This is a genomic window from Pseudomonas sp. GW823-FHT06E10 (genome assembly GCF_058794995.1).
Window position 1 is genome coordinate 104,833 of record NZ_JBXAHJ010000017.1, and the last position, 25,568, is coordinate 130,400.

The 25,568-nt window shown below is 58.3% G+C and carries 32 protein-coding genes; 11 read left to right on the top strand and 21 right to left on the bottom strand.

Features of this window, described 5'->3' with window-relative positions; translation table 11 throughout:
- Positions 1 to 71 precede the first annotated feature (71 nt).
- The gene (locus AC1Q6Y_RS23970) at positions 72 to 677 is read left to right on the top strand and encodes a transglycosylase SLT domain-containing protein (RefSeq protein ID WP_057714639.1); all 606 of its coding nucleotides are present in this window, start codon (positions 72 to 74) and stop codon (positions 675 to 677) included.
- A gap of 273 nt (positions 678 to 950) precedes the next feature.
- Here AC1Q6Y_RS23970 and AC1Q6Y_RS23975 read toward each other — a convergent pair whose 3' ends face one another.
- The 3 genes from AC1Q6Y_RS23975 to AC1Q6Y_RS23985 form a co-directional block, all read right to left on the bottom strand.
- Positions 951 to 1,133, bottom strand: coding sequence for a hypothetical protein (locus AC1Q6Y_RS23975; protein WP_057714641.1), 183 nt, complete (start codon positions 1,131 to 1,133; stop codon positions 951 to 953).
- Positions 1,134 to 1,560: 427 nt separating this feature from the next.
- Positions 1,561 to 1,755: a hypothetical protein gene (locus tag AC1Q6Y_RS23980; RefSeq protein ID WP_090455493.1), complete on the bottom strand. Its 195-nt coding sequence runs from the start codon at positions 1,753 to 1,755 to the stop codon at positions 1,561 to 1,563.
- A gap of 93 nt (positions 1,756 to 1,848) precedes the next feature.
- Positions 1,849 to 2,691 carry an NAD(P)H-binding protein gene (locus tag AC1Q6Y_RS23985; protein ID WP_349734400.1) on the bottom strand — a complete coding sequence of 281 codons (843 nt, stop codon included), beginning with the start codon at positions 2,689 to 2,691 and terminating at the stop codon, positions 1,849 to 1,851.
- A gap of 177 nt (positions 2,692 to 2,868) precedes the next feature.
- Between AC1Q6Y_RS23985 and AC1Q6Y_RS23990 the strand changes: the two genes are divergently transcribed.
- Positions 2,869 to 3,534, top strand: a complete 666-nt coding sequence (locus AC1Q6Y_RS23990) for a TetR/AcrR family transcriptional regulator (RefSeq protein ID WP_492625291.1) — start codon at positions 2,869 to 2,871, stop codon at positions 3,532 to 3,534.
- A gap of 25 nt (positions 3,535 to 3,559) precedes the next feature.
- On the opposite strand, the gene AC1Q6Y_RS23995 is transcribed toward AC1Q6Y_RS23990, so the two are convergent.
- The 7 genes from AC1Q6Y_RS23995 to AC1Q6Y_RS24025 form a co-directional block, all read right to left on the bottom strand.
- Complete coding sequence (locus tag AC1Q6Y_RS23995; protein WP_057714648.1) at positions 3,560 to 3,844, bottom strand: hypothetical protein; 285 nt, start codon at positions 3,842 to 3,844, stop codon at positions 3,560 to 3,562.
- Positions 3,845 to 4,050: 206 nt separating this feature from the next.
- Entirely contained in the window at positions 4,051 to 4,281 is a 231-nt protein-coding gene (locus tag AC1Q6Y_RS24000; protein ID WP_057714650.1) for a hypothetical protein, read from the bottom strand.
- Positions 4,282 to 4,411: 130 nt separating this feature from the next.
- On the bottom strand, positions 4,412 to 4,633 hold the full coding sequence (locus AC1Q6Y_RS24005; RefSeq protein ID WP_492625292.1) for a hypothetical protein: 222 nt from the start codon (positions 4,631 to 4,633) through the stop codon (positions 4,412 to 4,414).
- Between the two features lie 126 nt (positions 4,634 to 4,759).
- A complete protein-coding gene (gene modC / locus AC1Q6Y_RS24010; protein WP_090455485.1) occupies positions 4,760 to 5,839 on the bottom strand; it encodes a molybdenum ABC transporter ATP-binding protein in 1,080 nt (359 codons plus the stop codon).
- 3 nt (positions 5,840 to 5,842) lie between these two features.
- Complete coding sequence (gene modB / locus AC1Q6Y_RS24015) at positions 5,843 to 6,523, bottom strand: molybdate ABC transporter permease subunit (protein WP_090455483.1); 681 nt, start codon at positions 6,521 to 6,523, stop codon at positions 5,843 to 5,845.
- Complete coding sequence (gene modA, locus AC1Q6Y_RS24020) at positions 6,524 to 7,291, bottom strand: molybdate ABC transporter substrate-binding protein (protein ID WP_349734393.1); 768 nt, start codon at positions 7,289 to 7,291, stop codon at positions 6,524 to 6,526.
- Between the two features lie 122 nt (positions 7,292 to 7,413).
- Entirely contained in the window at positions 7,414 to 8,481 is a 1,068-nt protein-coding gene (locus tag AC1Q6Y_RS24025) for an NAD(P)H-dependent flavin oxidoreductase (protein WP_154909152.1), read from the bottom strand.
- A 154-nt stretch (positions 8,482 to 8,635) separates the two neighbouring features.
- Between AC1Q6Y_RS24025 and acuI the strand changes: the two genes are divergently transcribed.
- Positions 8,636 to 9,619: an acrylyl-CoA reductase (NADPH) gene (gene acuI / locus AC1Q6Y_RS24030; RefSeq protein WP_492625293.1), complete on the top strand. Its 984-nt coding sequence runs from the start codon at positions 8,636 to 8,638 to the stop codon at positions 9,617 to 9,619.
- Here the strand turns inward: acuI and ada are convergent, their stop codons facing one another.
- The 5 genes from ada to AC1Q6Y_RS24055 form a co-directional block, all read right to left on the bottom strand.
- Entirely contained in the window at positions 9,620 to 10,684 is a 1,065-nt protein-coding gene (gene ada / locus AC1Q6Y_RS24035; RefSeq protein ID WP_223502673.1) for a bifunctional DNA-binding transcriptional regulator/O6-methylguanine-DNA methyltransferase Ada, read from the bottom strand.
- 87 nt (positions 10,685 to 10,771) lie between these two features.
- Positions 10,772 to 11,452 (bottom strand): DNA oxidative demethylase AlkB, encoded by a 681-nt coding sequence (alkB, locus tag AC1Q6Y_RS24040; RefSeq protein ID WP_492625294.1) that lies wholly within the window; start codon positions 11,450 to 11,452, stop codon positions 10,772 to 10,774.
- Positions 11,442 to 12,146, bottom strand: a complete 705-nt coding sequence (locus tag AC1Q6Y_RS24045; RefSeq protein WP_492625295.1) for a 2OG-Fe(II) oxygenase — start codon at positions 12,144 to 12,146, stop codon at positions 11,442 to 11,444. Before AC1Q6Y_RS24045 ends, alkB begins: the two co-directional genes overlap by 11 nt.
- A 117-nt stretch (positions 12,147 to 12,263) precedes the next feature.
- Positions 12,264 to 12,431: a hypothetical protein gene (locus AC1Q6Y_RS24050; RefSeq protein ID WP_492625296.1), complete on the bottom strand. Its 168-nt coding sequence runs from the start codon at positions 12,429 to 12,431 to the stop codon at positions 12,264 to 12,266.
- A 37-nt stretch (positions 12,432 to 12,468) separates the two neighbouring features.
- On the bottom strand, positions 12,469 to 12,771 hold the full coding sequence (locus AC1Q6Y_RS24055; protein ID WP_007912251.1) for a DUF1883 domain-containing protein: 303 nt from the start codon (positions 12,769 to 12,771) through the stop codon (positions 12,469 to 12,471).
- Between the two features lie 201 nt (positions 12,772 to 12,972).
- Here AC1Q6Y_RS24055 and AC1Q6Y_RS24060 point away from each other — a divergent pair, with 201 nt between their 5' ends.
- Together AC1Q6Y_RS24060 and AC1Q6Y_RS24065 are read left to right on the top strand one after the other, a co-directional pair.
- On the top strand, positions 12,973 to 13,329 hold the full coding sequence (locus tag AC1Q6Y_RS24060) for a hypothetical protein (protein WP_057714660.1): 357 nt from the start codon (positions 12,973 to 12,975) through the stop codon (positions 13,327 to 13,329).
- A 72-nt stretch (positions 13,330 to 13,401) separates the two neighbouring features.
- The gene (locus tag AC1Q6Y_RS24065) at positions 13,402 to 13,632 is read left to right on the top strand and encodes a hypothetical protein (RefSeq protein ID WP_008053025.1); all 231 of its coding nucleotides are present in this window, start codon (positions 13,402 to 13,404) and stop codon (positions 13,630 to 13,632) included.
- A gap of 11 nt (positions 13,633 to 13,643) precedes the next feature.
- On the opposite strand, the gene AC1Q6Y_RS24070 is transcribed toward AC1Q6Y_RS24065, so the two are convergent.
- Positions 13,644 to 13,925 carry a hypothetical protein gene (locus tag AC1Q6Y_RS24070; RefSeq protein WP_057714661.1) on the bottom strand — a complete coding sequence of 94 codons (282 nt, stop codon included), beginning with the start codon at positions 13,923 to 13,925 and terminating at the stop codon, positions 13,644 to 13,646.
- 137 nt (positions 13,926 to 14,062) lie between these two features.
- The gene (locus AC1Q6Y_RS24075; protein WP_007985505.1) at positions 14,063 to 14,251 is read right to left on the bottom strand and encodes a hypothetical protein; all 189 of its coding nucleotides are present in this window, start codon (positions 14,249 to 14,251) and stop codon (positions 14,063 to 14,065) included.
- 288 nt (positions 14,252 to 14,539) lie between these two features.
- Between AC1Q6Y_RS24075 and galU the strand changes: the two genes are divergently transcribed.
- Positions 14,540 to 15,379 carry a UTP--glucose-1-phosphate uridylyltransferase GalU gene (gene galU / locus AC1Q6Y_RS24080; RefSeq protein ID WP_056724500.1) on the top strand — a complete coding sequence of 280 codons (840 nt, stop codon included), beginning with the start codon at positions 14,540 to 14,542 and terminating at the stop codon, positions 15,377 to 15,379.
- Between the two features lie 130 nt (positions 15,380 to 15,509).
- Positions 15,510 to 16,868 carry a glutathione-disulfide reductase gene (gorA, locus tag AC1Q6Y_RS24085; RefSeq protein ID WP_492625297.1) on the top strand — a complete coding sequence of 453 codons (1,359 nt, stop codon included), beginning with the start codon at positions 15,510 to 15,512 and terminating at the stop codon, positions 16,866 to 16,868.
- On the opposite strand, the gene AC1Q6Y_RS24090 is transcribed toward gorA, so the two are convergent.
- Positions 16,865 to 17,875 carry a DNA-binding protein gene (locus AC1Q6Y_RS24090; RefSeq protein WP_057714663.1) on the bottom strand — a complete coding sequence of 337 codons (1,011 nt, stop codon included), beginning with the start codon at positions 17,873 to 17,875 and terminating at the stop codon, positions 16,865 to 16,867. The genes gorA and AC1Q6Y_RS24090 overlap by 4 nt on opposite strands.
- 570 nt (positions 17,876 to 18,445) lie before the next feature.
- Between AC1Q6Y_RS24090 and AC1Q6Y_RS24095 the strand changes: the two genes are divergently transcribed.
- The 3 genes from AC1Q6Y_RS24095 (at position 18,446) to ahpF (ending at position 21,789) form a co-directional block, all read left to right on the top strand.
- Positions 18,446 to 19,384 carry a site-specific integrase gene (locus AC1Q6Y_RS24095; protein WP_492625298.1) on the top strand — a complete coding sequence of 313 codons (939 nt, stop codon included), beginning with the start codon at positions 18,446 to 18,448 and terminating at the stop codon, positions 19,382 to 19,384.
- Positions 19,385 to 19,523: 139 nt separating this feature from the next.
- Positions 19,524 to 20,087, top strand: coding sequence for an alkyl hydroperoxide reductase subunit C (gene ahpC / locus AC1Q6Y_RS24100; protein WP_007975937.1), 564 nt, complete (start codon positions 19,524 to 19,526; stop codon positions 20,085 to 20,087).
- Positions 20,088 to 20,226: 139 nt separating this feature from the next.
- On the top strand, positions 20,227 to 21,789 hold the full coding sequence (gene ahpF / locus AC1Q6Y_RS24105; protein WP_492625299.1) for an alkyl hydroperoxide reductase subunit F: 1,563 nt from the start codon (positions 20,227 to 20,229) through the stop codon (positions 21,787 to 21,789).
- Between the two features lie 221 nt (positions 21,790 to 22,010).
- On the opposite strand, the gene gloA is transcribed toward ahpF, so the two are convergent.
- A complete protein-coding gene (gloA, locus tag AC1Q6Y_RS24110) occupies positions 22,011 to 22,532 on the bottom strand; it encodes a lactoylglutathione lyase (protein WP_090455458.1) in 522 nt (173 codons plus the stop codon).
- Between the two features lie 144 nt (positions 22,533 to 22,676).
- On the opposite strand from gloA, the gene AC1Q6Y_RS24115 reads away from it, so the two are divergent.
- Complete coding sequence (locus AC1Q6Y_RS24115) at positions 22,677 to 23,195, top strand: DUF4946 domain-containing protein (protein ID WP_057714667.1); 519 nt, start codon at positions 22,677 to 22,679, stop codon at positions 23,193 to 23,195.
- A gap of 162 nt (positions 23,196 to 23,357) precedes the next feature.
- Here the strand turns inward: AC1Q6Y_RS24115 and AC1Q6Y_RS24120 are convergent, their stop codons facing one another.
- Both AC1Q6Y_RS24120 and AC1Q6Y_RS24125 read right to left on the bottom strand, forming a co-directional pair.
- The gene (locus tag AC1Q6Y_RS24120) at positions 23,358 to 23,723 is read right to left on the bottom strand and encodes a histone-like nucleoid-structuring protein, MvaT/MvaU family (protein ID WP_008051761.1); all 366 of its coding nucleotides are present in this window, start codon (positions 23,721 to 23,723) and stop codon (positions 23,358 to 23,360) included.
- A 234-nt stretch (positions 23,724 to 23,957) separates the two neighbouring features.
- Positions 23,958 to 25,490, bottom strand: coding sequence for an EAL domain-containing protein (locus AC1Q6Y_RS24125; protein WP_492625300.1), 1,533 nt, complete (start codon positions 25,488 to 25,490; stop codon positions 23,958 to 23,960).
- Positions 25,491 to 25,568: the final 78 nt, after the last annotated feature.

Genomic DNA, 25,568 nt, shown 5'->3' on the forward strand with positions numbered 1-25,568 from the left:
TGCACCTGCCTGACTCAGGCGCCTTGCAGTAAACGGAGGGTACCTTATGCCCTTATTTTTGAGGGTAATGAATGAAACAAGGACAGGTTCTGCTGTTGGCATTGTTGATGCTGTTTTTAACGGGGTGCACGACTACACCGCCAAAAGACCAAGGCAATCTCTGCAGTATTTACCGTGAGTATCCCGACTGGTATGAGGACTCGCTGCAAATGCAGAGTGAATATGGGACGCCTCTGCATGTGGCCATGGCGATCATGAAGCAGGAAAGCAGTTACGTGGCGGACGCATTGCCGCCTCGTGACTACCTGCTCTGGGTGATCCCCTGGGGGCGAGTCAGTTCGGCCTACGGTTATGCGCAGGCTCAAGACCCGGTGTGGGGTGAGTACAAGGACAATACGGGCAACGGTGGTTCGCGTGACAGTTTTGACGACGCGATCATGTTTATCGGTTGGTACACCACTGGCACCCAACGTCAGCTCGGAATCTCCAAATGGGACACCTACAATCAGTACCTGGCCTATCACGAGGGGCGTGGGGGCTTTAGCCGCAATACCTATCGCAGTAAACCTTGGCTGATGCAGGTTGCCCAGAAAGTGCAAAAGCAGTCAGAGATTTACAACGCTCAACTTAAAGTGTGTCGCCAAGAGTTGGAAGATGATCGTAGCGGGTGGTTTTAACGCATTTACGAAAAAAAACCCGCATCTCCTGGGGGAAGATGCGGGGAAAAGTATTACACATGGTGAGGAAGGTCGGCCTCCTCGAAAGCAGACTGGCTGTATTCGAAGCGTCCGTTAAAGGTGTCACCTGTAAACCTCACCTTGGCCAACGCCCCCTCGACGCATATTTAAAGTCGAGGGAGAGGGGCGAGCGAAATCAATAATTATCAAAGACAGATTAATAAATACGGATATGACGTCGTGGATAGCCTCATCGGTGATGGCGTCGCGAGGTCAAGCCTGTTCCAAAAGAAGTCTGGCGGTGCTGATAGGCAAGGGGTGAGGTGCATTGATCCGGCCTTCCAATCTGATCACGAACGCCAAGGCCTCTGCGTAGCTGCGAAACTCAACGCACCACGCGTTCATCCATACATTCCAGCCTTCCGGTTTGCTCGCCTTCTCGATTTTTATCAGCATCCTGGAATCCCTCCATGTGGTGGTTTAGCCTGGTCTCGAACCGGGGAAAACCGAAGTGCGGTGTGTGAATGTTTGTCTGCGTGGCCTGGGTGACGACGCGGGACAAAACAGTAAATCTGCTCAGGAAAGTCAGCCTCTGCAAATGCGGTTTTGATGGCAGTCGAAGCTTTCGTCAAAAACGTCACCTGCGGGCCCTACCATGGCTAACCCTCCTCTTGGCACATTTAAAGCCGATAGAGGGGAGTGTTTGGAAATTAATAATTATCAAAAATGGATTTACGGCGGCGGGGGGGATTCAGACGTTGGAACCGTGTTTGCGTTCGATTGGGCATTCTCTAAACCAAGGGCTTGCAAGCGAAAGCGGATGCAAGCCCTTGTTTTTTTCTGTTCCATTATTTCTATCTTGATCGTGATTGCCTGATGCTTTTCAGGACGTCGGGTCTGCCTTGCGGCGATCGCTGCCGGCCGGGTTGCCGGTATCGATCAGCCTTCTTTCCAGCAGTACGTTTTCCAGGGCCTGGCGGTCTGACGGGTTCATCTGATGTTCTCGCTCCTTGAGTTCCAACAGGATCGGGGTCGACCACTGGCGGTAGGTTTGTTCAGCACTACGATTGAGTGACATGGGTTCCTCCTTGATCAGGCTCCTGCCAATAAAGGCGCCGCACTTCGATACGCCAAAAAACCCTAGTCGACGAAGCCTGTTCCCGCCACTGCTTTACGTCGGACGGCCATTGCCCCAGATGCCCGTAGCGGCAGTGCGCCGTACGTAGTCGCCAAAGTCGCGCGCCGGCCGTCCCAACGCCCGCTGTACACCATCGGCCACGGGTGTGTTGCGCCCGTCCAGCACAGTCGTGAAGAGATACAACACCAGGTCGATCAACGCCGGGGGAAGTTGTTCCTGTTCCATTGCCTGTCGATACGCGTCCGCCGGTACGGCCACCAATTCGATGTTGCGACCGGTGGCGCAAGCAATCTCGGTCACGGCCTGGGCAAAGGTCAACGCCCGAGGGCCGGTAAGTTCATAGAGCTGGTTGGTGTGTCCGGGTTGGGTCAGTGCCGCGACGGCACACTCGGCGATGTCTTCTGCATCGACAAAGGGCTCGGCGACCTGGCCGACGGGGAGTGCAAGCTCACCTTGCACAATGGGTTCAAGAAAGTGTGCCTCGCTGAAATTCTGGCAGAACCAACTGGCCCGCAGAATCGTCCAGTCAATCCCGCTGTCCTGTACGACGCGTTCGGCCTGTTGCGCTTCAACTTCGCCGCGCCCGGATAACAAGACCAGTTTGCGGACGCCGCTTTTCACCGCCAGGTCGGTGAACGCCTGGATGGTTTCAACGGCGCCTGGAACGGCGAGGTCCGGTTGAAAGGAAATGTAGACGCAATGAACGCCATCGATCACGGCGTCCCAGGTCGATCGATCTTCCCAGTCGAAGGGTGGATTGGCATCGCGCGAACCCCGGCGAACGGGCAGGCCGGCAGTCTCGAGCCGTTGTGTGATGCGCCGTCCGGTTTTGCCGGTGGCGCCGAGGACCAGCGTGATGGGTTGGGCCGTTTTCATCGCGTTCATCTCCATCGATTAATGTGAGTGATGCTCATGTTTAAAAGATGATAGATGCTCATGTTTCACCGTCAACCCATCAGATCGAATTCCCCGACGTGTGGCATCTGTTGTTGGGCGTAGGGAATGGCGATGCTAAGGTGAGTACATGTCACGTTTTTGATCGGGAACTCACTCGTGCGCAAAAAAACCTCTGAAACCCTCGAACAGCCTGCTGCAGAAGCGGTTCGACGCAAACCCACGCAACAGCGCAGCCGCGATCGTCAGGAGCGGATTCTGGCCATGGCCACTCAATTGATCGCGGACAAGGGCAGCGACCAACTCAAGATGAGTGAAATCGCCGAGCGCTCCGAGATCTCGATCGGTTCCCTTTATCAGTACTTCCCCGACAAGAGTTCCGTGATCCGTACGCTGGCCGAGCGCTACAACGCTGAAAGCCGTCGTTGCATTGCCGAGGCAATGGAGGCTGTCGAGGATGCCCGGGGTTTGCGCGCCGCCTATTCGCAGTTGCTCGATCAGTATTACGAGATCGTGATGGCGACACCGGTGATGCGTGACATCTGGTCCGGCATGCAGGCCGACAAGCAGTTGTTGCAGCTGGAACTGGAGGAGAGCCGGGTTGCCGGAGCCCTGCTGGCCCAGGCGATGCTACGCGTGTATCCCGACTGCGACGAGCAACAGGTCGAGGAGTCCGCGTTTTTGATCTGGCACCTGGGCGAAGCGACCATGCGGTTGGCGGTCACTTGTGCATCCGTTGAGGGGCGAACACTGGTCGAGGCGTTCAAGCGCATGTCCCTGCGCGAGATCATGGAGCCCGCGCGCAGGGACATCGACTTGCCGTAAAAACCTGACGGCGACTTCATGCTCCCTAAACGAAGGGTTGGCCGCCAAAGCCACGGGGCAGTCGTTGCAGGCCGGCCATCGCGGTCAGCCGCTCGGTCCAGGCTGAACGCCAGTCATTGGCGGTGTGCACGGCTTTGGCTTTGCGTGCTGCGCGGCGGGCAGCGTTGCGCTCAGCCTTGCGGGCTTCTTTGTAGGCGTCGGTGTTTCGGCAGCTTCGGCATTTCACCCGGTTGAGTTCGCGGGTCGATACGAGGTTGTTGCCGTGGTGACCGCAGGCCAGGTGCCCGCTGACTTTGAAATGAGTGACCATTGGAACGTCTCCTTCGTGACGTGTGAGCGGTTGACTCCACGTGAGCGGGGACGTTCGATTGGTTTTGCGCAACAAAGAATCCCGGTTCCAGGCCGGGTTGTGAGAAGGGATGGAAATCCAGCAGGCAGCCAAGGGTGTGGAGACGTACGGTCACCAATCATGCTGCCCGAATAGGGCCTTTTCCCGCACCGCGAATTCGTGACGGATCATCTGAACCGGGGCAGAGGCCGGTCGACAGGCTTGAGAGACGACAGCGTGTGCCGGATCAGCGGCGTGTCCTTCTCAATGTCGTTCAGGCGATCACGAATTCTGAGGGCGGTGGGGTGTCCGCCTTGATGATCGACCCAGTCGGCGATTTCCTTGCAGGCTGCGGCCAGGCGAGCCTGACGGGAATCCAGCAAGGTGAGCAAGGTGGTGATGGACTCTTTTTCGGACATGGGAAGCACCTCCGTTCAAGAAACCTGGGTGTGGCAGCAAAAAGCCCGCCTGGGGCGAGCTTTCTGCCGAAAGGGTTACTGATCCTTCAACTATCTCAGTATAGACCCGTTAAAAAATGGTGACGAGCCGTCAACTTTGTCGGGCTGTCACTTGTGATTGAGCGTTCAACTGACGGCAAACACGCACAGCGTCTTCTTCACTATCGTAGCCATCTCCGATGAAGCCTTGGGTGCGGGTATCGGCGATGCGGTACCAGACTGCGGCATCCGGTGGCAGGTGGTCATATTCACCTGCACGGCGACCATGGATGATGATCTTGTTGCAGCGTTTCACGACGAAAATGTCTTCCATGGCGTCTCCGCAGCGGATACGTGTTCAGTTCAACTATAGAAGCCATTGGTGATCGTGCAAAAAATAGGCAGGTCAATTCGTCGATTCAGGCGCTGACCTCTGCCCGGTGCAGTCGTGCCTTCGGATTTACGCCAGCACCGCGACCGCTTTGATTTGTGCCCACAGTGGCTGGCCGGGATGGATGTTCAGTTGATCACGGGAATAACGCGTGATCCGCGCAAGCAATGGCGTGCCGGCAGCGTCCAGGCGAATCAGCACATGGGCGGCGTTGTCGGCGCTCATTTCGCTGACCACAGTGACCGGCAGGCGATTGAGAATGCTGCTTTGCCCGGTATTGTCCAGGCTCAGGCTCACATCCCGCGCCTGGACCTTGCAGCGCAGTGCCTGGCCCGCATCCAGTGGCGTATGAGGCACACGGATGTTGAGGGTAGTGTCGGGCAATTGCAGGCTCAGCAATTGATAGTCGGCGTCATAAGCGCTGACGCGACCTTCGATCACCACACCCGCGTCATCCCCCATTGCCAGCGGCAAGTCCAGGCGTGCCAGGGTCTGGCCGATCGGGCCGCTGGCCAGTGCCCTGCCGTTGCTGAGCAACACGATATGGTCGGCCAGCCGCGCAACTTCATCCTGGGAGTGGCTGACGTACAGCACCGGGATGTCGAGTTCGTCGTGCAGGCGTTGCAAGTAGGGCAGGATTTCACCTTTGCGTTGGGCATCCAGGGCCGCCAGAGGTTCGTCCATCAACAACAGTTTCGGGCTGGTGAGCAAGGCGCGGGCGATGCCGACGCGCTGTCGCTCACCGCCTGAAAGGTGTTGCGGGTGCCGGTCCAGCAAATGGCTGATGCCCAGCAACTCGGTGGCGTGGGCCATGTCGACCCGACGCTGCGGCTTGGGGATGCGCTTGAGGCCGAATGCCAGGTTGGCCAGCACCGACAGATGAGGAAACAGGCTGGCTTCCTGGAACACATAGCCCAGCGCGCGCTTGTGCGGCGCGACGAAGATCCGGTTGTCGCTGTCTTGCCAGACTTCATCGTTAACCTGGACAAAGCCTTGCTCGGCCCGTTCCAGGCCGGCGATGCAGCGCAGGCAAGTGGTCTTGCCAGAGCCGGAGTGGCCGTAAAGCGCAGTGACGCCACGGCCAGGCACCTGCAGATCGACGTCCAGGGCGAAGCCCGAATAACGTAGTTTCAGACGCATTTGAATCATCGGTCAGCTCCAGCCCGCTTTGGTTTTACGACTGGAATACAGCGCCAGCAGGACGACAAACGAGAACACCAGCATTGCCCCGGCCAGCCAATGGGCCTGGGCATACTCCATGGCTTCGACGTGATCGTAGATCTGCACCGAGACCACGCGGGTCTTCTCGGGAATGTTGCCGCCGATCATCAGCACCACGCCGAACTCGCCGACGGTGTGGGCAAAGCCGAGAATGGCCGCGGTAATGAAGCCGGGGCGGGCCAGGGGCAGTGTCACGCTGAAAAAGGTATCCCAGGGATTGGCCCGCAAGGTCGCGGCCACTTCGAGCGGGCGCGTGCCAATCGAGGAAAAAGCGTTTTGTAGCGGCTGGACCACAAACGGCATCGAATACAGCACCGAACCGATGACCAGCCCCGCAAAACTGAACGTGAGGGTGCCAAGGCCCAGTGATTGGGTGAGCTGGCCAAGGTACCCGTGAGGGCCGAGGGCCAGCAACAGATAGAAACCAATCACCGTCGGTGGCAGCACCAGGGGCAGGGCGACAATCGCCCCGACCGGACCGCGCAACCAGGAGCGGGTGCGCGACAGCCATAACGCAATCGGAGTGCCGACAATCAGCAGGATGACGGTCGTCAGGGACGCCAGTTTCAGGGTCAGCCAGATGGCGGAAAAATCGGCACTCGATAGCGACATTTAGATTTCGTAACCGTAGGACTTGATGACAGCTGCCGCTTTCGGCCCCTTGAGGTAGTCAACCAGTGCCTTGGCGGCCGGGTTGTCCTTGCCCTTGTTGAGAATCACCGCGTCTTGCTTGATCGGGTCGTGCAGGCTGGCGGGAACGATCCAGGCCGAACCGCTGGTGATCTTGCCGTCCTTGTAGATCTGCGACAGGGCGACAAAACCCAACTCGGCATTGCCGGTGGAGACGAACTGGTAGGCCTGGCTGATGTTCTGGCCTTCGACGATCTTGTCCTTGACCTTGTCGGTCAAACCTTCCCTGGCCAGTACCTGGGTCGCCGCCAGGCCATAAGGCGCGGCTTTGGGGTTGGCGATGGACAGGTGCTGATACTCGTTCTTTTTCAGCACATCGCCCTTGGCATCGACGTAGCCTTCTTTGGCCGACCACAGCGCCAGCGTACCGACGGCGTAGGTGAAGCGCGAACCCTTGACGGAGTCGCCTTCGGCTTCAAGCTTTTTCGGGGTGCTGTCGTCTGCCGAGAGGAACACTTCGAACGGCGCGCCGTTTTTGATCTGGGTGTAGAACTGGCCGGTGGCGCCAAAGGAGGCGACCAGTTTATGCCCGGTGTCTTTTTCGAAATCAGCGGCGATGGCCTGGATGGGGGCGGTGAAGTTGGCGGCGACGGCCACCTGGACTTCGTCCGCCTGGGCTGAGCCGAAGGCGAATACGGCGAGAAGGCTCGCCAGGCAGGTCGGGGCAAAACGTGAGGCAAGAATGGTCATGAAACGGCTCCGTTAAAGGCAATGGCGGCAGGTTAATCGTTATGTACAAAAATATATAGCGAATTGCCTTTGAACGGAATGTGTTGCCGCAAAATTGTATACAATTTTAATGAGAGTGATGCTCAGGGACGACCCAGCAGTCTCGCTAATCCTTCTTCAGCCAGCTTTCTAGTCAGTGCTTCGGTGGTCAATTCGACCCCGAGGGTAAATGCCTGGCCGGCCCACAGGTTGCTGAAGTCCGCTTCACCTTTGGCCCGCAACGGCATCAGCGCGCCACCGGCAAGGGGGAAGGCCGGGGCCTTGGCGCTCATGGGCCCCAGCTCACGCATCACCCGATTGAGGATGCCCCGGGCCGGGCGGCCGGTGAACACGTTGGTGACGGCCGTCTCGCTTTCCCGGGCGGTGCGCAAGGCTTTGTGATGGGAAGGGCTGACCTTGGCCTCTGGCGTGAACAGGTACGCCGTACCCACCTGCACCGCCGAAGCACCGAGCATGAAGGCCGCGGCGACGCCTCGTGCGTCAGCGATGCCGCCGGCGGCAATCACCGGCACCTTCACCGCATCGACGACTTGGGGCACCAGGGCGAAAGTCCCCACCTGACTGCTCAGGTCATCGCTGAGAAACATTCCGCGATGGCCCCCGGCTTCGTAGCCCATGGCAATGATTGCATCACAACCATGCTGTTCCAGCCACACGGCTTCTGCGACCGTGGTGGCCGAGGACAGCACCTTCGCGCCGGTGGCCTTGACCCGGTCGAGCAGGGATTTTTCCGGCAGGCCAAAGTGAAAACTCACCACTTCAGGGCGAAACGCTTCGACCACTTCGCAGGCCGCATTATCGAACGGCGCCCGGTTGGACACCGGTGTCGGCGCATCGAAGTCGGCGCCGAGTTCCCGGTAGTAAGGTTGCAGCAGATTTTTCCAGTCCTGCGCGCGTTGCTCATCCGGAGCCGGAGGCTGATGACAGAAGAAGTTGACGTTGATCGGGCGCCGGGTGTGTTGGCGGATGGTTTTGAGCTCTTCGCGCAGTTGATCCGTGCTGAGCATCGCCGCTGGCATCGAGCCCAGGCCGCCGGCATTGCAGGTTGCAATCACCATGGAAGAGTTTGTGGCACCGGCCATCGGCCCCTGAATGATCGGCAGTTCGATCCCGAGCAGGTCAAGAATGCGGGTATCTGGCCATTGGTTCATGTGCTGTGTTCTCCGACGTTGAATCCGGGTAGGGGCGGTAGAACAGGATTTGTAACGCAACGACTGACGCAAGGCCAGTCGTCATTTCGGCGGGTGAGGCTTATGTGTTATTTCAATTGCACCACCCACAGACTGATTCCATTGAGAGGCCGTAATGTTCAAAGGCATTTTGATCGACAAAGACGACAGCGGTTACCGGGCCACACTGCAAGAGATCCAGGACGATCAGTTACCTGAGGGCGATGTCACGGTGCGTGTGGCCTACAGCACGCTGAACTTCAAGGATGGCCTGGCGATTACCGGCAGCAGTCCGGTGGTGCGCAAATTCCCGATGGTGCCGGGGATCGACCTGGCCGGTGTCGTCGAAGTCAGCGGGCATCCGGACTACAAGGTCGGTGACCAGGTCCTGCTCAATGGCTGGGGCGTGGGTGAAGGGCATTGGGGTGGATTGGCGCAGAAGGCTCGCCTGAACGGTGACTGGCTGATAGCGCTGCCCAAGGCGTTTACCGCGGCTCAGGCGATGGCCATCGGTACGGCGGGCTACACGGCCATGCTGTGCATCCTGGCACTGGAGCACAACGGCGTGACGCCCGGGCAGGGTGACATTCTGGTGACTGGCGCCAACGGTGGCGTCGGCAGTTTTGCCATCGCCTTGCTGAGCAGGCTCGGCTACCGGGTGGTCGCGTCCACCGGACGGACCTCGGAGCACGACTACCTGAAGCAACTGGGCGCCAGCGAAATCATCGATCGCGCCACCTTGTCCGCGCCGGGCAAGCCGTTGGCCAAGGAGCGCTGGGCGGCCGTCATCGACTCGGTCGGCAGCCACACCCTGGCCAATGCGTGCGCCAGCACCCAGGCCAACGGCACCGTCGCGGCCTGCGGTCTGGCCCAGGGCATGGACTTTCCCGCATCCGTTGCGCCGTTCATCTTGCGCGGCGTGACCCTGGCCGGCATCAACAGCGTGACCCAGCCCAAAGCCAAGCGCGTGGAAGCCTGGAATCGCCTGGCCCGGGATCTGGACTTCAATCTGTTGCCGCTGATCAGTCACGAAATCGGCTTGAGCGAGGCCATCGAGGCCGCGTCACGCTTGCTGGCCGGGCAGTTGCGCGGGCGAGTGGTGGTGGATGTGAACCGCTGATCACTGCGATTCGCGCTGCAGCAATTGACGTTTGCGCTCGACACCCCAGCGATAGCCCGACAGATTTCCATCGCTGCGCACCACGCGATGGCAAGGGATCGCCACCGCCAGGCTGTTCGCGCCGCAGGCCTGGGCCACGGCGCGAACGGCTTTTGGTTGACCGATGCGCTGGGCGACATCGGCGTAGCTGGCAGTGCTGCCCACGGGAATCTCTCGCAGCGCTTGCCAGACACGCTCCTGAAACGCCGTGCCGCGTACGTCCAGCGGCAAATCAAGGCCAATGGCCGGCGCCTCGATAAAGCCGACGACCCGGGCAATCAATTGCTCGAACTCATGATCGGCACCGATCAGGTTGGCGCGGCGGAATTTGTCTTGCAGATCACAGACCAGTTGGTGCGGATCATCGCCCAGCAGGATCGCACAGACCCCACGCTCACTCTGTGCCACCAGAATCGCGCCCAGCGAACACTGGCCGACGGCAAAACGAATGTCGTTGTTTTGACCGGCCGCGCGGTAGTCTCCGGGTTTCATTCCCAGCAGTTGGTCTGCCGCTTCATAAAACCGGCTGTTGGAGTTGAAGCCGGCGTCATACAGGGCATCGGTCACCGAGCCGCCGTGCGCCAGTCGCTCGCGTACCTTGCGTGAACGATGGGCATCGGCGTAGCCCTTGGGCGTCAGGCCGGTGACGGCTTTGAACACGCGATGGAAGTGGAAGCTGCTCAGGCCCGCCGCCTCGGCCAATTCGCCCAGGGCGGGCAGCGTTTGCGCGCTTTCGATCTGGCGGCACGCGGCGGCCACGGTGGCGGCATGTTGCGCGGCGAGTTCGCTCTGATCCTTCGTCGCGCGTTTGCTCGGACGATAACCCGCGGCGCGGGCCTGTTCGGCGCTATCGAAGAATTCGACATTGTGTGGCTTGGGCAAGCGCGCGAGGCTGCTGGGGTTGCAGTAGATGCCTGTGGTCTTCACGGCATAGACAAACTGCCCGTCAGCCTTGGGATCGCGCGCAACCACGGCGGCCCAGCGCGGATCGTTTTCAGTGGCGATTTTGGTCGATCGGGTTGTCATGGCGTCACGTCCATTGAGGGGTTGCCTGCACATTAACCGTGGGGCAGTTGCCACACACTCCGGCGCTTGCGGTCAAATTCGAAGGCTTTATCCGGCGGTACGGAAGGTGAAGTTGATGCGTTGCTCGCCCAGTTTCGGATGATGGCCGTCCTTGATCGGCAACACGCCGTGATAACGCAGGCGATCCACGCCACCCCAGACCACGATGTCGCCATGGAACAGGGGCACGCGCTGACTTTTGTCGCTGCGTGCAAAACCACCGAACAGGAACATCGCCGGCAAACCCAGGGATACCGAAACGATGGGGGCGGCGTAGGAATGTTCGTCCTTATCCTGATGCAATGACATTTTTGCCCCGGGGATATAACGGTTGATCAGGCAGGAATCCGGCGCAAAACCGGTGAACCCTGCTGCCTGTGCCGCTGCTTGCGCCAGTTGGAAAAACACCTCGGGCATCATTGGCCAAGGCTTTGCGGTGTCTGGATCGAGGCGGGTGTACCGATAACCGCGGCGGTCAGTGGTCCAGCCGAATTGGCCACAACTGCTCAGGGCGACCGACATGGTGAAACCGCCGGGTGTGACCATCTGCCGAAACGGCGCGGCCGCCAGCACTTCTTCCAGGGCAGGCAGCAAACGCTCCAGCCAGGGCACGGCGAAGCCTCTAAGCACGTAGGACTGTTCGCCGATCTGCTCGCGCCTGGGCTGTTGCTCGGGTTCTGCATCGGTAAATAGATCGAAAGTCTGCGGATTCATGGGTTCATGACGCATCGTGAAAGATGATTCCAAGGGTATGCCGATTACCGCTGTGCAGGCGACTCACGCCGTGACGCAGGGTAACGCGGTAGTAACCGCGAGTGCCTTTGACCGGACGCTGGTTGACCGCAAAGATCAGCCCGTCGCCTTTCTTCAGATCGATGACCATCGGGCGTGACTGCATTCGCGGGCGCTGTTCAGTCAGGACAAATTCGCCGCCGGTGAAGTCTTGATCCGGGTCTGACAGCAGGATCGCCACTTGCAGTGGGAAAATGTGCTCACCGTACAGATCCTGATGCAAGCAGTTGTAGTCCTGCGGACCATATTGCAGCAACAAGGGTGTCGGACGGTTCTGACCAGCGGCATGGCAGCGATCAAGGAAGGCTGGAAGGGTTTCAGGAAAACGCTCCGGCAAGCCCATCTGTTCATGCCAGCGATTGGCGATGGGCACCAGTCGTGGGTAGAGCGCGCTGCGTAAGCGGGCCACGAGTTCCGGTAAGGGGTAGTTGAAATACTTGTACTCGCCTCGGCCGAACCCGTGGCGAGCCATCACCACATGGGAGCGAAACAGTTCGGTGCGAGGGTACCAGGCGCTGACCTGCCCGCAAGCCTTGTGACTCAGCAGTGACGGGATGACGGCGCAGCCGTCCTGATCAAGTTGCTGCTCCAGCAGGGGCCAGTCCAGCCTGTCCAGATATTGCTCGCTCATTGCCGGGCCTCTTGTTATGGAGGTGGTCAGTCTGCAAGGCAAAAATAAAACTGGCACTCCGCTGCTTGCGGTCGAACTGCGAGCGGGAGCCGACGTCCATTGTCGCTCCAGATCGTGTTACAACGCTTTGCTGACGCTGATGTCGCTGATGACGTCGTCCTGTTCATGAATGGCGTCCAGCGCCGCCTTGGCTTCTTCCTGGGTGCCGTTTTCAAGCTGGGCAAACTCGAAGCGGCGCTCACCGTTGAGTTTATATTTGATGACGTACTTGGTCGTTTGGGCCACGGTTGTATCTGCCTGTCTTGTGTTTCGGGTTCGCTGATCAGCTCAGTTTCGTGCTGGAGCGGCGAATGATTTTGATCGAGTGCGTCAGGGTGGGTTTGCGCGTCACGCTGATAGCGCGGCGGTTGACGGTGTCGATCGTGATGTTCCAGAAACCGGTGCTCGGGGCTGTGATGCGGGCTGGAAACGTGTCGAATGCACCGCCGTGATAGGTGTGACGACCGCCATTCTTGAAGCTGCGGAAGTTGGCGTCGTTCATCAAGCGGATGTTGCACATTTGGGAGCATTGAATGACGACGATGTCGTCTTCATTGAGGTGCTCGCGCTGATGGATAAATTTCATGAGGCGCCTCCAGAAGGGCTTTTTCTACAAAATCAAAACGATAGCATGGGCGATTGGCGCAGTTTATCAGCCCGAAGGCCTTATTATCCGGCCGCTTCGACAATTAAAAACGCTTATTTCACATTTGATGAGCGATAAAGCAGTTTGTCTCGGAGAAAAATCGCAGTTGCGCTGTCCGAGGGTCTTTAATGGAGGTTTGGTATGAAGTGGGGTTTGTGGTTGTTGCCGATGGCATTGACGATCAGTGGTTGCGCGAACGTCTCGGACATCAACGAGTCCTTGCCGACGATGAACGTGATTTCTGGCAAGAAGCCCCATGAATACGCGCAATGCCTGAGCGAAAAACTGGCCGATAGCCGAGGCGCCTTGCAGATCCAGTCGCACAAGGATGGCTTGCGCGTGATCGTGCCGCTCAAGTTCTCCGTGGGGCCGTCTGCCGTGTTTGACATCGAAGAACGCTCCGGCGGCAGCAGCATCAAGTTGCACGAGAGCATGTCCAATGTCCCGGTGCGGCCAAAGGATGTACAGAAGGCTGCCAACGAGTGCATTTCCGGCTGATAGACTATCGACCATCAGCACCGATGCCGCCAAAGCCCTGCTTTGGCGGCATCGTTATTTCTGGAGTCGAACATGAAGCGAGAGCAGGTCCGGGAGCGGCATGCAGAGGGTTTAATCTCTGCCACCCATGTGATTCAGAATCCGGCGGAGCTGGGGGAATGGATCGTGTTTTTCAAGAAAAGCGCCGGGCGCAGCTATTTCCTGGTGGATGACAATGATGAAGTCGAGTCCTTCAGCCGCCTTGATGATCTGATCGATACCGTGCGCGGGCTTGGAATCAAATTCGCCGAAATCCATATGTAGGGCGTGGCGCGTTACCTGCAGATCACCACGACGTTGCGGCTCTTGTAGTTACCGACGTCGGCGCCGAGGGTCTTTTCGCTCTCCTTGAGCGAGGGGGTGCCATCGGTTCCGACAATCTTGTAGCCGGTGCCCGCGCAGGACGCATCGGCCTTTTCGTAACAGGCAGCCCAGGAGTTGGCTTCCCCGGAGCAGTCAATCGATAGACCTTGCTCTCCGTTGGCCAGGTAGGTTTGTTCCGACGTTGCGCAGCCGCTCAGGGCCAATACCGTCAGCAAAGGCAAAACTTTATTCATGGCTTGATCATCGTCAGGGGGGTGGGCTAAGGCTGAGACAGCGCCGGATTCAAAAGGTTATAGCCAAAGGCCACTTCTTTTTCGGTATTCATAAAAAAGCCCTGCGCCATGGCAGGGCTTTTTGCATCGGGCGTCGATCAGCTCTTGTCTTTGCCGCGTCGCTTGGGTTCCGGGTGCTCAAGTTCCAGCACCGAGGCCACTTCGATTGCCAGGGCTTCGGAAGGGAACGGCCCGGCGATATTTTCACCGGCGACACTGGCCACCCACCATTGGCCGTCTTTCTCCTGATTGATCAGGAATCCGTTGACGCTTTTTACTGCCGACATCTACTTGCCTCGTTGTCTGGTTCAATCGCGCCATGATACCGCCAAACACACTCAAGGGGTGCCGATGGGCGTATGGTGATGGGTTCCGGGCGGTAGAAACCGTGCATTTGCGCAAGTCTCTGCTATGCATAAGAGGCTGCGCAGCGACCTGCGCACTCCCGCAGGGAACTATCGGCAAGAATATTTCTCTATGTTGGCATCGGTTAGCCAGCGCGGGGCATTGTAAGGTGCACGCCGCCTGATTAGACTGCGCCGAAACTCGTACACACAGCCCTTTCAAGGACTTATATGATCAAGAAATGCTTGTTCCCAGCAGCCGGTTACGGTACTCGCTTCCTGCCAGCGACTAAAGCCATGCCCAAAGAAATGCTGCCGGTGGTGAACAAGCCACTGATCCAGTACGGCGTCGAAGAAGCACTGGATGCCGGCTTGACCGAAATCTCCATCGTCACCGGTCGCGGCAAGCGCGCCCTGGAAGACCACTTCGACATCAGCTACGAGCTGGAAAACCAGATCAAGGGCACCGACAAGGAGAAATACCTGGTCGGCATCCGCAAGCTGCTCGACGAGTGCTCGTTCTCCTACACCCGCCAGACCGAAATGAAAGGCCTGGGCCACGCGATCCTAACCGGCCGTCCACTGATCGGTGACGAGCCGTTCGCCGTGGTGCTGGCGGACGACCTGTGCGTCAACCTCGAAGGCGACGGCGTTCTGACCCAGATGGTCAAGCTGTACAAGCAGTTCCGCTGCTCGATCGTGGCCATCCAGGAAGTCGATCCGTCCGAGACCAACAAGTACGGCGTAATCGCCGGCGAGATGATCCGCGACGACATCTACCGCGTACACAGCATGGTTGAAAAACCAAAGCCGGAAGACGCACCGTCGAACCTGGCCATCATCGGCCGCTACATCCTGACCCCGGACATCTTCGACCTGATCGAACAGACCGAGCCAGGCAAGGGCGGCGAAATCCAGATCACCGACGCCCTGATGAAACAGGCCCAGAACGGCTGCGTGATGGCCTACAAGTTCAAGGGCAAGCGTTTCGACTGCGGCGGCGCCGAAGGCTACATCGACGCGACCAACTTCTGCTTCGAGAACTTCTACAAGACGGGCAAGGCGTACTGATCGCTTTCGACCTGACTGTATTGAAAAGCCACCTTCGGGTGGCTTTTTCATTTTCAGGCCCCATATCGACTGCAGCGCTTGCCCAACAAATGTCTGCGGGTATGCTGGTCACCTGCCGAGGAGATTGAAAATGGCCTACGATTTTGACCTTTATGTGATTGGCGCCGGTTCCGGCGGTGTGCGGGCTGCGCGGTTTGCCGCCGGGTTCGGCGCGAAAGTGGCCGTGGCCGAAAGCCGCTATCTGGGCGGGACCTGCGTGAACGTCGGCTGTGTGCCGAAAAAATTGCTGGTCTACGGTGCGCACTTCGCCGAAGACTTCGAGCAGGCTTCCGGTTTTGGCTGGGGCCTGGATGAGGCGCAGTTCGACTGGCCGACGTTGATCGCCAACAAGGACCGCGAGATCAATCGCCTCAATGGCATTTATCGCAACCTGCTGGTCAACAGCGGCGTGACCTTGCATGAGGGCCACGCGAAGATCGTCGATCCGCATCAGGTCGAGATCAATGGCGAGCGTTTTACCGCCAAGAACATCCTGATTGCCACCGGCGGCTGGCCGCAGATTCCGGAGATTCCGGGGCATGAGCATGCCATCAGTTCCAACCAGGCGTTCTTCCTCAAAGAGCTGCCCAAGCGGGTGCTGGTGGTGGGCGGTGGCTACATTGCGGTCGAGTTCGCCGGGATCTTCCACGGCTTGGGTGCCAAGACCACGCTGCTGTATCGCGGCGAACTGTTCCTGCGTGGCTTCGATGGTTCCGTGCGCAAGCATTTGCAGGAAGAGTTGACCAAGCGCGGCATGGACCTGCAGTTCAACGCGGACATCGAGCGCATCGACAAGCTGGCCGATGGCAGCCTGAAAGTTACGCTCAAGGATGGTCGCCAGCTGGAAGCCGATTGCGTGTTCTACGCCACGGGTCGTCGTCCGATGCTGGACAATCTGGGGCTGGAAAACACCGGGGTCAAACTCGACAGGAAAGGCTTTGTCGAAGTCGATGAGCTGTATCAAACCGCCGAGCCGTCGATCCTGGCGCTGGGCGATGTGATCGGCCGTGTTCAGCTGACGCCGGTGGCCCTGGCCGAAGGCATGGCGGTGGCGCGACGCCTGTTCAAGCCAGAGCAGTATCGTCCGGTGGATTACAAGATGATCCCGACGGCGGTGTTCAGCCTGCCGAACATCGGCACCGTCGGTTTTACCGAGGAAGAAGCTCGCGAAGCCGGTCACGAGGTGCAGATCTTCGAAAGCCGCTTCCGGCCGATGAAGCTGACCCTGACCGAATGCCAGGAGCGCACGCTGATGAAACTGGTGGTGGACGCCAACACCAACAAGGTCCTGGGTTGCCACATGGTCGGCCCGGAAGCCGGTGAAATCGTCCAGGGTCTGGCGATTGCCTTGAAGGCCGGCGCCACCAAGCGCGACTTCGACGAAACCATCGGGGTGCACCCGACAGCCGCCGAAGAGTTCGTCACCATGCGTACGCCGGTCGCCGGTTAAGCGTCCTTCGCTGCGTCTGCCGCTGCCGCAAGGGTCGCGGCCAGACGTACGCGTTCTTCCAGATCCGTCCGGGTCTTGGCCAGATCCATTTCCAGTGACCTGTTGAGCTGCGACTGCTCATCGACGTTCTGCTTGAGTGCCTGGCTTTCCAGTAGGGCGACGCGCAGGCGCTCCTGGAGGAGGGTGCGCTCACCGTCGACGCGGGTGGCCTGTTCCAGCAACTGATCCTGACGGGTATTGCTTTGCTTGAGCTGTTCTTGCAGCAGGCTCAGTTCGCGCAGCGTGCCGCGGTTTTCAGTCAGCAAGCGTTCGTTGTCGCGGTGCAACTGGGTGATTTCATCCTGGCGTACCAGTGCGCTTTGTTGCGCCTGACGCAGTTCCATCTGTATCTGTTGCACCTGGCCTTCGTGGCGACTCATTTCCTGTTCGCGCTGTTCCTTGACCGCATTGCGGTAGTGCTCCAGTGCGTCGCGAGTGTGCAGGTGCTTTTCTTCAAGGGAGCGGATCTGCTCGTCCTTGTCTTTCAAGCGCAATTCGAAATCGGCTAGCGCCTGATTCAACCCGGCGTTGCGGGTTTGCTCCGTTTGCAGCATGGCTCGAGTTTCTTGCAGGGCCTCGGATTCCTGAGTCAGTGCCAGGCTTTGAAACTCGTATTGCTGGTGCAGCTCGCTGTTGTCCTCTTGCGCTTCGCCGAGCTGGTTTTCCAGCGCCTTGCGTTGTTCTTCGTACTGCGCGCGCGCCTGGTCGATGGGCTCTTGCGCCTGCTCCTTGAGTCTTTGCGCGAGCCGCGCCACCAGCGCCATCAGTTCGTCGTCGATCGGTTCTGTCGGCGCCTCGACAGGTTCGACCCGGTCATCGAGCTCCTTGAGGTAGCGATGAATCGTGGTTTTCGAGCCGGTATTGCCCATTTCGATGCGTACGGCATCGATGCTGGGGTTTTCGCCGCGGGCGAGGATCGCCAACCGAGCGGCTTGAACCACCGCTTTATTTACACCGCCGCGTGCCATGAGATCTCCCGGGTTTTGATGATGTGGTACGTACCACGTAAATACACATTGTACCATTCAATAGAAAAAGTTAAATGCTGAATGTGATTAACACGGGATATACTGGTATTACCCCGTGTGATCGAAATTTCTAGGTATTCCTCGCACTGTTTCCGTACACCAACCCTTGTAGGAGCGAGCTTGCTCGCGAAAAACCCGAGAACGCCGCGGGGCACCTGCCAGCCAGCCAGCGTTATCGTTGACGACCATCGCGAGCGAGCTCGCTCCTACAGTGTTTTGTGTTTTTCGCGCCAGCGGCCGATGCCCCTTGTAGGAGCGAGCCTGCTCGCGAAAAACCCGAGAACGCCGCGGGGCACCTGGCAGCCAGCGTTATCGTTGACGACCATCGCGAGCGAGCTCGCTCCTACAGCGTTTTGTGTTTTTCGCGCCAGCGGCCGATGCCCCTTGTAGGAGCGAGCTTGCTCGCGAAAAACCCGAGAGCGCCGCGGGGCACCTGGCAGCCAGCGTTATCGTTGACGACCATCGCGAGCGAGCTCGCTCCTACAGTCGGTTAAAACAGGTTCATTTCCTATGAGCGATATGGATCGCTATCTGCAAGCAGCGACTCGCGACAACACCCGTCGCAGCTATCGGGCGGCCATCGAGCACTTCGAAGTCACGTGGGGCGGTTTTCTGCCGGCAACCGGCGACAGCGTGGCGCGCTACCTGGTAGCCCATGCCGGCGTGTTGTCGATCAACACGCTGAAATTGCGTTTGTCGGCATTGGCGCAGTGGCACAACAGCCAGGGCTTTGCCGATCCCACCAAGGCGCCTGTGGTGCGCAAAGTTTTCAAGGGCATTCGCGCGCTGCACCCGGCCCAGGAAAAACAGGCAGAACCCTTGCAGCTTCAGCACCTGGAACAGGTGGTCAGTTGTCTGGAGCAAGAAGTGCAGACCGCCAGGGCCACAGGCGACCGACCGGGTTTGCTGCGGGCCAGGCGCGACATGGCCCTGATCCTGTTGGGCTTCTGGCGTGGCTTTCGCAGTGATGAGTTGTGCCGGCTTCAGGTGGAACACGTGCAGGCCAGCGCCGGTTCCGGCATCAGTCTCTATCTACCGCGTAGCAAAAGTGATCGCGATAACCTTGGCAAGACCTATCAGACACCGGCCTTGCAACGCTTGTGTCCGGTGCAGGCTTATATCGACTGGATTACCGAGGCGGCACTGGTGCGTGGGCCGGTGTTCCGTGGCATCGACCGCTGGGGGCATCTGGGCGAGGAGGGATTGCACGCCAACAGCGTGATTCCGTTATTGCGTCAGGCGTTGGCGCGAGCAGGTATCGCCGGTGAACTTTACACCAGTCATTCCTTGCGTCGCGGCTTTGCCACCTGGGCGCATCAAAGTGGCTGGGATTTGAAGTCGCTGATGAGCTATGTGGGCTGGAAGGACATGAAGTCGGCCATGCGCTACATCGAAGCCAGTCCGTTTCTCGGCATGGCGCGTATCACGGAAAAGCCCGTCTCACCCTAGATACCGTTTTCTTCTATTAATACAGCTGGCTAATAGCGAAAGACAATCAGCAGCATCAGGTTTGCCAATGAGCCTTCCGTTCGTCGAGTGGGTAAAGTTCTTTCCATCAACTTCTTAACCCCCTGACGGAGAGTCAACGATGCCTATCATCAACAGCCAAGTTAAACCGTTCAAAGCTGACGCATTCAAAAATGGCGACTTCGTAAAAGTCTCGGACGCAGACCTGAAAGGCAAGTGGTCTGTGGTGTTCTTCTACCCGGCCGACTTCACCTTCGTCTGCCCGACCGAGCTGGAAGACCTGGCTGACAACTACGACGCGTTCCAGAAACTGGGCGTCGAGATCTACAGCGTTTCCACCGACACTCATTTCGCCCACGCTGCCTGGCACAACACCTCGCCAGCCATCGGCAAGATCCAGTACACCATGATCGGTGATCCGACACACGCCATCTCCCGCAACTTCGACGTGCTGATCGAAGAAGCAGGCCTGGCTGACCGTGGCACCTTCGTGATCAACCCTGAAGGCCAGATCAAGATCGTTGAACTCAACGACGGCGGTGTAGGCCGTGACGCTTCCGAGCTGCTGCGCAAGATCAAGGCTGCCCAGTACGTCGCTGCTCACCCAGGTCAGGTTTGCCCAGCCAAGTGGAAAGAAGGCGAGGCCACTCTGGCGCCGTCCCTGGACCTGGTCGGCAAGATCTAAGTCTGTGATCGCACCATCAGGGCGGAACTCCGCGCCTACTCGGTAAGCTGCACCGCCCAATAAAAACGCCCGGGCGAGATTCGCTCGGGCGTTTTTTTATGCCTGCTCTAAATGAATCATTCAAAAGGAAATCGCCCGTATGTTGGACGCCAATCTTAAAGCCCAGTTGAAATCGTACCTGGAACGGGTCACCCAGCCGATCGAGATCATTGCATCCCTCAACGACGGTGCGAAATCCCAGGAAATGCTTGAATTGCTGAAAGACGTTGCCAGTCTTTCCAGCCAGATTACTTTGCTCGACAACGGTGACGATGCACGCAAACCGTCGTTCTCGATCAATCGCCCGGGTGCCGATATCAGCCTGCGTTTCGCCGGCATCCCGATGGGCCACGAATTCACTTCGCTGGTGCTGGCCTTGCTGCAAGTCGGCGGCCACCCTTCGAAGGCCAGTGTCGAAGTGATCGAACAGATCCGCTCGCTCAAAGGCGAGTTCAACTTCGAGACTTACTTCTCGCTGTCCTGCCAGAACTGCCCGGACGTGGTCCAGGCGCTGAACCTGATGGCGGTACTGAACCCGAACATTCGCCACGTCGCCATCGACGGCGCGCTGTTCCAGGCTGAAGTCGATGAGCGCCAGATCATGGCGGTCCCCAGCATCTACCTTAACGGTGTGAACTTCGGCCAGGGCCGCATGGGCCTGGAAGAAATCCTCGCCAAGATCGACACCAGCGGCATCGAACGCCAGGCCGAGAAAATCAGCGCCAAAGAAGCCTTTGACGTGCTGGTGGTCGGCGGTGGCCCGGCCGGTGCTTCGGCGGCAATCTACGCGGCCCGAAAAGGCATTCGCACCGGTGTCGCGGCCGAACGTTTTGGTGGGCAGGTGCTGGACACCATGGCCATTGAGAACTTTATCTCGGTGCAGGAAACCGAAGGCCCGAAACTGGCCGTGGCCCTGGAAGAACACGTCAAGCAGTACGACGTGGACATCATGAACCTGCAGCGTGCCGACAAACTGGTACCCGGCAAGAATGGCGAGCTGCACCAGATTCACTTCGCCAGCGGCGCCTCGTTGAAGGCCAGGACCGTGATTCTGGCGACCGGTGCGCGGTGGCGTGAAATGAACGTTCCCGGTGAGCAGCAATACCGCAACAAGGGCGTGGCGTACTGCCCGCATTGCGACGGTCCGTTGTTCAAGGGCAAGCGCGTGGCGGTGATTGGCGGCGGCAACTCCGGCGTCGAAGCGGCCATCGACCTGGCCGGTATCGTGTCCCATGTCACGCTACTGGAGTTCGATGTGCAGTTGCGAGCCGATGCGGTATTGCAGCGCAAGTTGCACAGCCTGCCGAACGTCACCGTGATCACCAGTGCGCAAACCACTGAGGTCACCGGTGATGGCCAGAAGGTCAACGGCCTGCGCTACAAGGATCGTCAGAGCGACGAATTGCGCAGCGTGGAACTGGAAGGGATCTTTGTGCAGATCGGTCTGTTGCCTAACACCGATTGGCTCAAAGGCACCATCGAATTGTCGCCCCGTGGCGAGATCATCGTCGACGCTCGCGGTGAAACGTCGGTGCCGGGTGTGTTCGCTGCCGGTGACGTGACCACGGTGCCGTACAAGCAGATCGTGATCGCAGTGGGCGAGGGCGCCAAGGCTTCCCTGAGCGCTTTCGATCACTTGATCCGGACCTCGGCTCCGGCATAAATCGGACGCTGAAACACAAAGCCCTGTAGGAGCGAGCTCGCTCGCGATGGTCGTCAACGATAACGCTGGTTGGCAGGTGCCCCGCGGCGTTCTCGGGTTTATCGCGAGCAGGCTCGCTCCTACAGAGGGGTATCGGCGCCGGCTCTGAAAACACAAAACCCCATGATTGATCATGGGGTTTTGTGTTTCACACATTCCAAATGTTGGATTTGTTGTGCGGGTTACAGCGGTGCTGGCTGAATGATCTCTACCCAATAGGCGTCCGGATCCTTGATGAACGCCAGGCTCTTCATGCGGCCATCGCTCAAGCGTTTCTGGAAATCGCAGCCCAGTGCTTCAAAGCGCTCGCAGGCGGCGACGATGTCCGGCACCGAGATGCAGATGTGGCCAAAACCGCGCGGGTCGGTGTTGCCATTGTGGTAGGCGAAATCCGCATCGTTCTCGGTGCCGTGGTTGTGGGTCAGCTCCAGGATGCCTGGGATCGATTTCATCCACTCGGTGCGCGCGGCGGCGTCGGCCGGGATCTGGTTCTTGTCCACCAGCGCCAGGAAATACAGGCTGAACTCGGCTTCCGGGAAATCGCGTTTTTCCACCAGGGTAAAACCCAGGATGCGTGTGTAGAAATCCAGGGACTTGGTGATGTCCTTGACCCGCAGCATGGTGTGGTTGAAGACAAATTTCTGTGTAGCGGCGTCCGGTTGGGCGGTAACGCCGGGGAAGGTGTTCAATTCGTGCAGGCTCATGGGCCCTCCGGAAAATATGTGGGCTAACGAATGGAGACAATGATACGCAAGGGTTCGGACATCACCAAACCCAAACAGTCGGCTATTGCCTGACAGCCGGCCTGGGCCCAGACTTTACGGCTTGAACCTTGAGTGCCCATTGCAATGATTCGATTCCGTAACGTGCTGTTCATCCTGCTAAGCGTGCTTTCGCTGGCTGGCGCTGCTCGCGCCGATGCGCCAGTGGTGACCTGGCCGCAAGGCTGGCAGGTCGAAGACGTGCCTGAATCGGCGTCGGGGGTCAGTCGCCAGCGGGCGGTGAAAAATGATCAGGATGGATCGCCGCTCATGGTGATGGAACTGACCATGAGCCCGGTGCAAAGCGATCACCAGGTAAACCTCGAAGGCGTACTGCTGGAGATGCGCAAGTCGGTTCAAAAAGACTTCTTTCAGGGCGGATATCAAAGTGTCTGCACGCGCATTCATTCGACTACGTTGAGTCGATTGGCCGCGCTGGAAACAACCTGCACCATCACGCAAAACGGCAGGCATGTGCTTTCTCAAACATTGGTGGCTGCGGTGGATGCCGATAAGGCCTATGTTCTTTCCTACGCAGGGCAGGCCGAGGCTTATAAGGCGAGCCAGGATGAAATAGACGCTGCCCGTAACAGCTTGAAACTTTAGTAAGCGCCAGTGCTTTTTCGGTGCATGAAAAATATTTTAGATATCAAAATGGATTAAGCACAAAGTTGATGGCAGTTAGTATTTGTCGGGTGCCGGCCCCGGGCATTTAGATAGCCCATGAAAAAGCCCTGCATAAGCAGGGCTTTTTTGTCGCCGCGAGAGTTAGCCGCGCAACCAGGAATCAACGGTGGCTGCACCGTACTGTTCTTTCCAGGCTTTCAGGCCGCGGTGGTTGCCGCCCTTGGTTTCAATCAGCTCGCCGGTGTGCGGGTTCTGATAAACCTTGACCACACGGGCGCGGCGGGTTTTAGGGGCGGCTGCCTGCAGCAGGCCGGATTTTGCCGGGTTAGGATCGAGAATGGCGATGATGTCGCGCAGGCTCTTGCCATAGGTTTTCATCAAGCCCTGGAGCTTCTCTTCGAATTCGATTTCTTTCTTGAGCCCGGCATCGTTCTTCAGGGATTCCAGCTGCTTGAGCTGTTCTTGAAGGGCCTTTTCGGCTGCACGAAATTCAGCGAGTCTGGACAATATCTTTACTCCAATAGTGTGTTTGGTTGATGCCAACCGCAAACAAAGCTATAAGCCAAGAGCCTTGAAGCGACTCGGTGATAGTGGCTCACCTGCCAATTTAGCGCAGGCATCAAAAATTGTAGTAGTTAATTGGCCAAGAGTAAATCCTGTCTTTTTCTTCATGTAACGTCAGAAGTGTTTTGATTCAAATTGGTGCGGCTAATCGTTTGTTTTGGCGATTGAATTCGCGAGTTAATGGTCGCTTAATGCACTAATGAATTCCGCGCCGGGCATGGGTTTGCCGAACAGATAACCTTGCAGGAAGTTGACCTGGTGAACGCTCAGGTAATCACTCTGTTCGCGGGTTTCGACACCTTCGGCCACCAGGGCAAGGTCGAGTTTGACCGCCAGTTCGATGATGCTGTCGAGGATGTGGCTCGACAGTGTGTCGATGCCGATCATGGCGACAAAACTCTGGTCGATTTTCAGAAAATCGACATTGAACTGCCGCAGGTAGCCAAGGCTTGAGTGGCCGGTGCCGAAGTCATCGATGGCGATTTTCACGCCCAGTTCGCGAAGTTGTTCGAACAGTTGCAGGGTGATGGCCGTGGGCTCGATCAATTCACGTTCGGTCAGTTCCAGTACCAGATGGATCGAGCCTGGCTCGAACACATCGAGAAACTCGCGGCAATCCTTGACCAGTTCCAGGTCCTGGCAATGGCTGGCGGTGATGTTGATGCCAATGTGAAACGGCTTGTTGAAGCTGGCCGATTGCGGTGCGAGCAGGGCGGCGGTTTGTCGCATCAGTGAGCGGGTCATCGGCACGATCAGCCCGGAGTGCTCTGCAAACGGAATGAACAGATCCGGACGCACCAGGCCTTCCTTTGGATGTTGCCAGCGCATCAGCACTTCAGCGCCGGACCAGCTTTTGCTGTCGCCATGCACCACGGGCTGGAAATACGGAATGAACTCTGAAGCTTCCAGTGCCCGCTGCATTTCCTGGGTAGGTGCCGAGGAGCGCTTTTGCAGGACGTGACCAATAGCCCCGGCAATCACACCGAAGAAAATCAGCAGACTGAGCAGCGGCGGATATTCGCTGCGTATGTATCGCCAGATTTCGCCTTTGGGAAAACCGGCTTCCACGGCAAAAGCATAGCGCCCGGAGGTCAAGCGACTTTGCGCAACGGGCAGGTCAGGCGCAGTGCCGGTATGAACCTTGCCATCGGCGGATATCCAGTCCGGGCCAACTTGCAGCACCAGTAAGGTATTGCGACCAATCAGGCGCAGGGTATTAATCAAGTGATAACCATCGAGGGTCGACAGTGCGCCTTTGTTTCCTTCGCTCAGCCGGTACACCAGCACGGCGGTGTTGGGCGTTACCGGATTGCCGCTCAAGAGCCATAAGGCGCCCTGGGTGTAGTCACCAGGGTTGACCTTCTCCTGGTAGTCGCCGAACAGAGAGCTGCAATAGAGGTTGTTGTCCCACACCAGATTGGTTGAACGCACGAAGGGGCGGCGAGTGACCTGCTCGCGCAGCGCCAGTGTGACTTCACCGCAACTTTGGCCTGCCAGCGGCAGCAGTTCACGAGCAGCCTGGGCGTTGTTGTCGAGCATCAGGTCGAACTGACGAATCGATTCTTCGGCGGTTTGTTCGGCGTCTTGTTTGAGCGCACGCCCTGCTTGCATGTAAAGAATGGCGGCCCCCAGCAGCACCGGGAGCAAGCCACTGATCAGAGTGACGGCAATTCTTGTGCTGCGACTGCGGGTTTTGGCTTTCAGCGGCATTCGCGAGTCCTGTCACGAAGATGTAAGGCTCTCAATTGATGGCGGGGCAAAACGCCTCCCATGAAGAGTTCGGGTATG